Source organism: Bacillus cereus group sp. BfR-BA-01381 (assembly GCF_022663555.1).
Classification (GTDB): domain Bacteria; phylum Bacillota; class Bacilli; order Bacillales; family Bacillaceae_G; genus Bacillus_A; species Bacillus_A pacificus.
Genome location: NZ_JAKUFR010000130.1, coordinates 1 through 9817, shown reverse-complemented (window position 1 = coordinate 9817; position 9817 = coordinate 1). Strand labels below are relative to the sequence as shown.

The window sequence follows — 9817 nt, the reverse complement described above, 5'->3', positions numbered from 1 at the left end:
GGTAAAAGGTCAATCTTTTGAAGGGAGCCAAGTCTTGCAAAGACAAGGGTCTTCGCAAGAGATTAAGGGAGCGATGGAAGCGAAGCCGTCAGAACATGTAGAGTCTTCGCAAGCCGATAAAATAAATAGAACAAATGAAACAACACATATAGAATCCGCACAAGCAGAAGTAGCAGCAGCGCAAGAAATTATGATAGATGCGACACAACAAAAGGTAGAGTTAGAAACCTTAGCTGAAGAAAATGAAATAAAAATAGAAACAGAAACAGAAACAATATAAAAATATGTATTTAGTTACAATGCCTCGCTAGTTTATAGCGGGGCATTTTTTTGTAAGGGAGGTACATGAAACGTGGATTTAGAGCACGAGGATATAGAGGAAAAAGAAGCCAAAAAGAAAGCGAAAATAAGTAAAGTTCGTAAACTATGGATGGTTAGTGGTTGTTTGTTTAGTAGTGTTTCTCTAATTGTAATTTTCTTTGTTTTAATAGGAATCGTCTTATTTATGCTTTTAGGTGATGAAAAAAAAGAACCAGTAAGTGGTGGGGGTGGGTTAATAGGTAATACAATTTGCCGTCCAGGAGATAAACAATTGACCGCAGCGGATTTAGACCCACACTTGAAGGGTGTGTTTACATCTAAGGGCCAAGCCTTTATTGATGCAGGTACACAAAATAATATTGATCCAGTCTTATTAACCGCTATAGCGATGCTAGAAACAGGTAACGGTACAAGTAATGCTGTGAAAAAATATAACAATCCAGGTGGATTAATGAACCCCGCAAGTACTAATATGACAGGTTTTATTCAGTTTGCGACATTAGAAGAAGGTATAAACGGCATGGCTCGTAACTTATATAAAAATTATATCGGAATGGGGATTACAACAATTGAAGCAATTGGTGCTAAGTATGCACCACCGGGCGCGGCAAATGATCCTCACGGTACAAATGGTTTATGGCCAGCTTTAGTTACAAAGTTTGTTCAGCAGTTAGGCGGACTTACATTTAATTGTACACCAGCAGATAGCGGAGGTGTTGGGAACGTGGGTGATCCTAGCTCGTATGGATTTGTTTTACCGATCCCAGGAAGTCCGCTTGTTACCAGCCCATATGGTCCACGTTGGGGAACGATTCATAAGGGGACTGATTATGCATGTACGAGAGGACAGACAGCAATTGGCGCGGCCAAGGCTGGTCGAGTAGGATTTGCAGCATTTGGGGCAGATGGAAGTGGATTTGGAGGGTATGGAAATGCAGTAGTCTTAGAGCATGAAGGTGGTTTATGGACGTTGTATGGCCATATGGACGCACTTTCGGTGCAACAAGGGCAAATGGTCCAAGCAGGTCAACAACTTGGTATTTGCGGGGCTACAGGGCAAGTAACAGGACCTCATTTACACTTTGAAATCAAAACATCATTTAAATTCGGACAGGTTGATCCAGCACCGTATATGCCGAAATAAGGAGGAAATCAAATGAAACAAATATTACAAATTGGCGTAATTATCGCGTTGAGTATTACAAGTTTGACGTTATGGAGTAGTAATTCTGATCTAAAGGGTGAGGCTAAACAACAGAAGACAAAACTTACAGCTAAAATAAAAGAATTGAAGAATGAAAATAGAGAATTAGAAGAGCGTTTGCAAGTTTTAAAAGAAAATACGCAAGAAAAAGGTCAAGTAGTGGCCAGAAATTTTGTAGAAACTTTAATGATGTATGACAGTAATGATAAGGAGAAAAAAGGGCTTGAAGCATTACGGAAATTAGTTAAGGGAGAAGCGGAAAATAAATTGTTTAATGCTGGTGAAGATTCACATAAGCAAATTGATGATGCAGCCATTCATTACATGACAAAAGCGAATGTAAAAGATATGTACTATACACGTTCAGCTGAAGACAAAGCAGATGTTACTGTCAATTATGAATATGTAATTTTAATTGAGGGAGAGAAGAAAAAAGAGAATCATAGCATGAAATTAAGCTTGGTACTAGAAAATGAAAATTGGTTTGTAGAAAACTATGATTTCAAAATAGAGAATGGAACAGAAGGGCCGTAAAAGTACGGAATTAGGAAAGGGTTTTAAAATGAAAAAATTTAATTTGGCATATAAAGAGGTTCGAGTATTTGAAGTAACTGTTGAAGCGGGAACGGTTGAAGAGGCAATAAAAAAGTTTAATAGAATGTCCCATCAAGATAGGGAAAGAGTGAATCGAAACATTACAGTTCAGGAAAGAGAGCAGGGAAATGCAAGCTTTAAATAATAATTATAAAGTTTTGCTTTGTATCATAATAGGTATTGTTTTTAATGTATGGGCTTATGAAAGACCTTTAATTGAAGCGATATTTGCTCTAGCATACTTAATGCTTTTTCTATTTATATTATTTGCAACATGCTATTTCATGTTGTGGAGTAAGGTTAGGAAAATGAGATCAGAGCATTGAATAATTGAGTGGATTTTATATAAGGGCTTTAAGAGAATATATCCAAAATATGAAGGAGGAAGAGGAAATGAATGAAAATATGACAAGTAACTTTTTAGAGGTTGAGGAAAAATTAATGAATCAAAGTAGGAAATGGGGCATGGATACGGAATTAATACGGAAACAAGCAATTGAGGCGAACAATGAAATAATTAAAGAACTAGAAGAATATGAGACTTCAAATAAACAAGTTGCTTTAGAACTGACAGTAAGAATTATTGATTTAAAGCAACAAAATGAAATGCTTAAAGAGCCAATGGAGCCAGTTGATCACGAAGTACAAGAGTGTTGGGAAAGTTTCTGGAGGAAAATCCTTGTAAAAAATGGCCAGTTAGATATTGGCCAAGTAAAAAAAGAATTGTTTGATTATAAATATGTAAGGGACCAAGCTAGTTTGGTATATTCAGAGCTATCCGGATTAAGCAAGGTGTTTTATCCAGCGCAGAGCGTGATTAACAGAGCGAGAGAACAGCAGAAAGAGTTAGAAGTAGAAATGTATCTAGATGATATAAGGGCAATGGCTGATAAATCAGGGAAGGTCAATTTAAGTGATCTAGAAAAATATTTTAATAAGTAAATTGAAAAATGGATCGAATACGGAAAAGCAGATCAAGAAATTAATCGACGAGGGAATTGTAAGGTTGCCTATGTTTGAAAAAGAAATGGCTATTATAGACTTCTGTTTGGACCTGGAAATCGTAGAAAATCCAAAAGGTGAAAATTATGTTCTAATAATCTCGGGTTATTTGGATCGTTTAAAAGAATATATAAATGATGATCTGAATGAAATTACAAAACAAGAATTAAATTTAATTCTACCTAAAGGGAAAGTTATCGATTTTGCAGGAACACATGAACTTATAGAAGATGCTGGGTATCAGTTAACGTTAATAGATGGGAGTTATCGTCAGGTTGTACTTGGATAATAATAAAGAGCCTCTTACACGTATGTAAGAGGCTCTTTATATTTTTTAATAATCGTCGTCATCTTCTAATGGTTCTGTAAAATCTTCTAAGTAGTAATCATCCTCATTTAAATTAAAGCGAGGTTCTTCACCTTGTTTACGTATTAGATCATCGAATTCATCTCTTATTTTTATTCGGGAATTACGATCTCGTTTTCCAACATAAAATAAATGCGGGTTTAACATGAAACCATATTCAGCTTTAACGATAAGTTGTTTTTTGCGTAGCTTCGTTATGCTTCTAGAAATATTACCTTTGTCCATATTCATATCAGCGGCAATTTTCGTTTGTCTCATATATGTATGATTGTTTTCTTTATTCATATGTTCGCAAAGGAAAAAGAGCACCTTATAATCCGATCCGGTAAAATCATTGTCTTGTAAATGTTTAAAGGAATCTAAAATAATTGCTCCCCAGTATACAGGTATACTCACTCTTCTTCTTGGCATAATTTTCCTCCATTTGTTGTCATATTTACAATTTTTTCGAAATTTGTTGAGTAATAGACAACTTTCAGTTGTATTATTAACAACTTTTACGTTTGTATATTTATTAATCAAACCCTGTCAGGACAAGGTTTGATGATGGAATTGCGCCTTATTTTATCCGTCCCCTTATATATTATATTGGTGTAGACTACTTGTAAACACAAAAGAAAATTGCGTATGCAAGTATAGATAGAAAGAAGGCGTATAAAAATGTTTCAGTGGTTTCAACAAAAATTAGGATTGATTGGTGTAGTAATAACATTACTGGGTTTATGTTTTCCAGCGGTATTTGTCAAAATTGGTGAAGAGATTAAAAGTTTCACGGTTGAATATTGGTTGCAGCTTTCAATAGCGGTTATTATTGGGTTGCTTGTGGCCATTTATTTACGTGTAGTTCATCGCGAATGATGAACACATTGGATCAGGAGATTTTTAGGGGCTTAAACTGACATATAATCCCGTTTTTGCTATGATTTTAGTATATATATAGCAGAAATGGAGGCGTCAGGATGGGGAGAAGTAAGTCGATGAGAGATGCATATTATAGAAGTTATGCATCTCCAAGCGTTAGAACAGAAGTGAATTGTCATGATGTTACAAAGGATATGAAAAATAATGGTACTTTTTACTGTATGGAGTGTGAGACACAAGTGGTTCATGCAGGGGGGGAAAGCCCTTATTATAGATTACCTTCAAAAGATGCGGAGCATGATATCGACTGTGATAATTATCTTCCGGTTGATGATACGTCAGAGCGAATTAGAAAGTTAGGGAAAAAACTAAAAGTTCAATTGAAAGCACCTTCTTTTCACGATCAAGAAAAAAGAAGTAATGATAAATCTGGTCTGAAAGATAAGAAAGCACCATCTAAAATTGTAAACCCTGTTAAATCAGGTCCGGTAAAAACGATAGAAGATGCCAACAAAACAAAAACAGTTACCCTGAATAGTGCAGCGGATTTGCTTTATCATACTTCTTTTGATCGTCCTGAAGCGCATAGGAAAAATGTAATAAGAGAGTTACTTCAAAATAAACAATTTTATTATCGCGGTACATATGATGCACTACAGAAAGATTTTGAAGAGAAAATAGTAAGTCCCATATTTTTCATTAAAGGGCGTTTACACAAAAATCAATTTTTCACATTTAATAAATACGGGTACTTTGACATACAAGATCATTACAAGGATTATGGATCAATAGAGTTAAGAGTAGATTTAAACGGTGTTCCAGAACTGGAAAAACGTTTTAAAAAATTGACTTGGTTTATTAGAAGTGGAAAACAGTCTACAGAAGTAGTTGGGGTAATGGGGAAAGTTATTGGAGTTGAAGAGAAGGAGGATAAAACTTTTATACATATTAGGTGTTATGACATTGATGTAGAGCCTAAAGATTAAGAATTACGTTTTCTATTTTTATATTTAGAACTATGGTAAAATATAATACAACTGAATAACGTGGGCGGGAGGTTGCCGTTCCTTTTTCTCTAATTTTAGAGAGGAAGGAGGTGACCGCATGGATTCTTTACTTACTTTATTACATGATGCTGTAAAAGTATTTCTTACTGTTTTTGCAACAGCTTGTGCAAATGAGTTAGCTAAGAAATTAAGTAATAAAAAAAATAAAAGAACCGCCCCAGCCGGCAAGCGAAAGGGCAGTTCAAAACGAAATAAACGTTAGCAACCGTCCCGCCTTGCGGTAATCAGTTACCAGAAGAGATGTTGACAGCATCTCTTCTTTTAATATACGCAAAAAATAATGGTATAACTCTTTTAGTTACTAAAATTATAACAAATGTTTTTCTAAATGCAAAGTATGAGAAAGATTGATGTTTTCAATTGTAACAATCGGGAGGGATTTGTTATATTTTGTAATCCGGTTGTTTTTATTTTGTTATGGAATTGTCATTTATATATAGTATAAATTTAGTTAGCAAGATAACCGTATATAAAGGTAGGTGAATAAAATGAGAAACGTGGATTTTAAAGGTTTTAGTCAGTATCATCAGCGCGACCTTTTTGAAGTGAGCTTTGATACTTTACGTGAAGCGGCGACATTTGAGGGTACCTTCAATCTTAACCGTGGTAGTCATATGTTCTCTGTAGAAGCAAATCGGGATAAGTATAATGAATGTCTTGTTAATGTGGTCTTCTCGTCTGATATGAGTGAACAGCAAGTTGAAATAGGAATCAGAAATGCGCTTTCCATGATGTAAAGGGGTTTCTCCTGCTGCTGCTTCAAATAAGAGAAGTCGGTTTATAGGAGGCATCGAGCCACCTATAAACCGATTGTTTCTATGCTACGCATAAAAACAATAAGAGCTTGTACACATATCATTTCTCTAACGAAATGATATATGTTACAAGCTCTTTTCCTTATTTAGAAAAGGCTTGCGCACTTTTCTAAATAGCTTACCTAATTCCGATGGAATTTTTGAACGGTAAGCATTAAGGGATAGTGGAATCCGTCCTTCCTTTGTTCTTCTAATTATAATTTTTGTTCATAAGAGGTGGTAAATGGTCGGCAAAAAGAAAAGGGAATCTAATAAAGCTAAGTAGGTTAAGGTGTTGTAAGCTCGTAAAGTACACTCGCAACAACACCTAAATCATTGAGCTTTATAAGATTCCCTAATCTTTTTTTGATACGTTGTACGCTTCACTTTGTTCGCGCCTTGACCACTCTTTTCACAAAAATTGCTTCCATTCCGAACAATGAAAGGAGCTGTTAAAGCTATGGAAACTACATATGAAATCGTAAGAATCAAACAAGAAATCAGAGAGGTTGAGACACCTCACATCCGTATCACAGGTTCGGATATAGCCGCTGAAGTAGCTACAAAATTTATTGGAGATGAAGACCGTGAAGTGTTCTTCGTGATGTGTCTGAACACGAAAAATGAAGTGGTTGCGGTACATCGTTGTCACGTTGGTCATCTAAATTCTAGTTTGGTGCATCCGCGTGAAGTGTTCAAGAGTGCAATTTTAAATAATAGCGCGTCAATCATTGTAGCGCATCAGCATCCAAGTGGAGATGTTTCACCATCAGAAGCAGACAAACAAGTGTCTCGTCGCTTGAAAGATGCAGGAGAGATTCTAGGGATTGAGTTGCTAGACAGCCTAATCGTGAATCATAGAGGGCGCTACTACTCCTTGAGAGAGAAGGGGTACTTACGATAAAAAAGAGAAAGAGAAGTTAATCTTCTCTTTCTCTTTTTTTTCTTTAAAGGTGCTCATTTTAACAGGCATCGAGCCTGTAAAATGAGTCCATTCATTGCAAGCAATGAATGGGAATCACAAAGCTTTTAAAGGCATTTCGCTTTGTGATTTTTTAAAGAATGCAAATTACAAAGGGCATCGAGCCCTTTGTAATTTGAGTGTTCCTATACTTCGTATAGAAACACTACGCCTGTAGCGTAATTCCATTTCTCTTACGAAATGGAATATACTCACAGGCTTTTTAGTGTTCTTTTTAAAGGGCTTGCGCACCTTTAAAAAGAAGTGTCAACGGAATCCCTCACGGGATTCTTTACGTTGCCACGGTTGGGAAAACAATAATTGTTGTATATTATAACAATTATTGTTGTAAGTTATAACAATGTATGTTATCTTTGTTATAACTTACAACATAGGAGGTTTTTTTATGACTAAAACAGTAGGGTTACTTCTTAATTCTTATCCTTATTTAGAAGAGAAATTAAATGCTTATGAGAATGTATTTACACATGATGAAGCGCTTCGCGCTTTAGAAACAGAAGAAGAGCGCACTTTCTTAAAATTACTTTGGTTTTTTAAAAACCCAAAGGAAAATAGTTTTGATATTAACTTGTTATATCAGCATTTGATAGGAGAAAAATTAGCTTTTGCATTAGATTTGATAGCTCACTATTTTAGAAATGACACGTATTTGCTTCAAGGTTCAAGTCATAATTTAATTTTGTCTAGCACTGAATATTATAGTCAAAGCGAATTCGCAAGAGAGTTGATAAATGCGGGTTTAGATTATACACAATCTAAAGTAGCGACATATAGAAAAAGAGGAAAATTTGTAGAAGAAGATGCAATTATATCGGGTGTTCCATATTGGTCTGAAAGTACAGTTAGAAATTACATTGAGTATTTAAAGTTATATAGAGATAAAGATTATCAAGCATATGCTGATTATACGGTTGATACATCGCCAGAATACAAAACGGTAAGTGATAAGGATGGACATAAAATTAAACCTAATGGCAGTCTTACAGTTGATACACCTATAGAATATAAAGTGAAAGATGATGTTGAAGATTAAAAGTTGAAATTTTAAAGGGAAATGAATGGAGTAAAAATATGAAGTTTGTTGAACGTCCTTTTTACAATATTAAGGGATTTGATTTTGGTGCTGTAGCTTGGGTTATTATGTTTTTTGTAGCACCAATGGTATTTTGGGTAATTCCAGCACAAGCAAGAATGGGATTAACAGAATCTATAGCATATTTATTTTCACTGGATTTTTATAATGAAACTAATGTTTCAACAAATGCACTTGGTCAAATACAAAATAAAACATTTCTTATGCTGAATATTGGTAAAATAACTGTTTGGACTTGGAGCGTCAGTGCTTTACTAATATTCTTGTTCAAGGAACCTAAAGATTAAATAAATAAGGGATAAAAAGGGGGAATACAATGAAACTCAAAGGAGTTATAAGCAGTTTTCTAACGATGGGATTGTTATTTTCGGGATGTTCAGCAATTCAAAGTTCAAATCATGTAAAACAAACAAGTGAATCACAAGATATTGCACAAGTTATAGAGTTTCCATCAAACAAGTATCCAGAAACCGCAGCGCATATTAAAGATGCGATTGCAAGTGGCAAGACAGATATTTGTACGATTGATCGGAATGGAGCCGCTGAAAGGAGAAAACAGTCTTTAGCAAATGTTCCAACGAAAAAAGGATATGATCGGGATGAATACCCTATGGCGATGTGTTCCGAGGGTGGAGCTGGCGCAGATATTCGATACATAAAACCAGCTGACAATCGTGGTGCAGGTTCTTATGTAGGAAGTAAAGTTGGGAAATTACCTGATGGTACAAAATTTAAAATAGTTGTGAAGTAGTTAGTAGAGATACTATTAAAAGCGAAAATTCAAAACTATATAGTGGGATTGAGCATACATAAAATAATTTCATTTGTTTAAAAAAGAGTCTTTTGTAGGCTCTTTTTTTATGAAAAAATATGACATAAAGAACGTTAGTTCGTGTATAATAAGAACAAACGTTCTTTTAGTTTTAGGGGGATTTTACATGTATGACTATTCCATTTTGCCAAATCGTATTGTGATGTGCGTTGATTTTAGGTCTTTTTATGCCTCGGTGAGTTGTATCAAAAGGGGATTAGACCCGAAATATACAAAGTTAGCCGTGGTTGGAGATGTAAAACGGAGTGGTTCGGTTGTATTGGCAGCTACGCCACCTTTGAAGAAATTAGGTGTTGGAAAACTAAGTAGATTATACGAGATTCCCAAAAGACCAGATATTATTATAGTGAATCCACAGATGGAAACGTATATAAAATGCTCAAATTACATTACTAAGTTAGCGTTGCAATATGTAGCGCCAGAGGATTTACATACTTACTCTATAGATGAGCAATTTCTTGATATGACAAGTACATTGCATTTGTTTGCAAATAATCCGATTGAATTTGCGATGAAATTTAAGAGAGAAGTATATGAGAAGACGAGGATTGAGTGTACAGTTGGTATTGGACCAAACCCGCTCATGGCAAAGGTAGCTATGAGACTACAAAAAATTACTTTGTACATAAATAAAAAACGTATATTAGCACTATTTATCTATTAATATGGAATGTACATTATATATGTACATTCTTTTTTT

The 9817-nt window shown here is 34.9% G+C and carries 15 protein-coding genes and 1 pseudogene; 15 read left to right on the top strand and 1 reads right to left on the bottom strand.

Translation table 11 applies throughout. The features are described 5' to 3' along the window. The 6 genes from MR079_RS26285 to MR079_RS26260 all read left to right on the top strand — a co-directional run. Positions 1-280, top strand: a 280-nt coding sequence (locus MR079_RS26285) for a hypothetical protein (RefSeq protein ID WP_242294909.1), incomplete at its 5' end; no start/stop codon positions are given. 72 nt (positions 281-352) lie between these two features. Next, positions 353-1465: a M23 family metallopeptidase gene (locus MR079_RS26280; protein ID WP_061112693.1), complete on the top strand. Its 1113-nt coding sequence runs from the start codon at positions 353-355 to the stop codon at positions 1463-1465. A 12-nt stretch (positions 1466-1477) separates the two neighbouring features. Further along, entirely contained in the window at positions 1478-2059 is a 582-nt protein-coding gene (locus tag MR079_RS26275) for a hypothetical protein (protein ID WP_061112694.1), read from the top strand. A 28-nt stretch (positions 2060-2087) separates the two neighbouring features. Then, entirely contained in the window at positions 2088-2264 is a 177-nt protein-coding gene (locus MR079_RS26270; RefSeq protein ID WP_201027551.1) for a hypothetical protein, read from the top strand. A gap of 248 nt (positions 2265-2512) precedes the next feature. After that, positions 2513-3061 (top strand): hypothetical protein, encoded by a 549-nt coding sequence (locus tag MR079_RS26265; RefSeq protein WP_061112696.1) that lies wholly within the window; start codon positions 2513-2515, stop codon positions 3059-3061. A gap of 70 nt (positions 3062-3131) precedes the next feature. Beyond that, a complete protein-coding gene (locus tag MR079_RS26260; RefSeq protein WP_242294908.1) occupies positions 3132-3410 on the top strand; it encodes a hypothetical protein in 279 nt (92 codons plus the stop codon). A 45-nt stretch (positions 3411-3455) separates the two neighbouring features. On the opposite strand, the gene MR079_RS26255 is transcribed toward MR079_RS26260, so the two are convergent. After that, entirely contained in the window at positions 3456-3899 is a 444-nt protein-coding gene (locus MR079_RS26255) for a helix-turn-helix domain-containing protein (RefSeq protein WP_001138053.1), read from the bottom strand. A gap of 249 nt (positions 3900-4148) precedes the next feature. Between MR079_RS26255 and MR079_RS26250 the strand changes: the two genes are divergently transcribed. From MR079_RS26250 to MR079_RS26210, 9 genes and pseudogenes are all read left to right on the top strand, one after another. Continuing rightward, the gene (locus MR079_RS26250) at positions 4149-4346 is read left to right on the top strand and encodes a hypothetical protein (RefSeq protein WP_061112698.1); all 198 of its coding nucleotides are present in this window, start codon (positions 4149-4151) and stop codon (positions 4344-4346) included. 101 nt (positions 4347-4447) lie between these two features. After that, entirely contained in the window at positions 4448-5335 is an 888-nt protein-coding gene (locus MR079_RS26245) for a hypothetical protein (protein WP_061112699.1), read from the top strand. Positions 5336-5453: 118 nt separating this feature from the next. Further along, positions 5454-5618: a hypothetical protein gene (locus tag MR079_RS26240; protein WP_000377757.1), complete on the top strand. Its 165-nt coding sequence runs from the start codon at positions 5454-5456 to the stop codon at positions 5616-5618. Between the two features lie 286 nt (positions 5619-5904). After that, a complete protein-coding gene (locus MR079_RS26235) occupies positions 5905-6153 on the top strand; it encodes a hypothetical protein (protein ID WP_061112700.1) in 249 nt (82 codons plus the stop codon). 517 nt (positions 6154-6670) lie between these two features. Then, positions 6671-7114, top strand: a complete 444-nt coding sequence (locus MR079_RS26230) for a JAB domain-containing protein (protein WP_080444359.1) — start codon at positions 6671-6673, stop codon at positions 7112-7114. 463 nt (positions 7115-7577) lie between these two features. Continuing rightward, a complete protein-coding gene (locus tag MR079_RS26225) occupies positions 7578-8225 on the top strand; it encodes a hypothetical protein (protein ID WP_061112702.1) in 648 nt (215 codons plus the stop codon). Between the two features lie 38 nt (positions 8226-8263). Beyond that, the gene (locus tag MR079_RS26220) at positions 8264-8572 is read left to right on the top strand and encodes a hypothetical protein (protein WP_061112703.1); all 309 of its coding nucleotides are present in this window, start codon (positions 8264-8266) and stop codon (positions 8570-8572) included. Positions 8573-8601: 29 nt separating this feature from the next. Next, positions 8602-9036 (top strand): NucA/NucB deoxyribonuclease domain-containing protein, encoded by a 435-nt coding sequence (locus tag MR079_RS26215; RefSeq protein ID WP_061112704.1) that lies wholly within the window; start codon positions 8602-8604, stop codon positions 9034-9036. 187 nt (positions 9037-9223) lie between these two features. Then, positions 9224-9727 (top strand): annotated as a pseudogene (locus MR079_RS26210) (Y-family DNA polymerase); the annotation flags it as partial. Positions 9728-9817 lie beyond the last annotated feature (90 nt).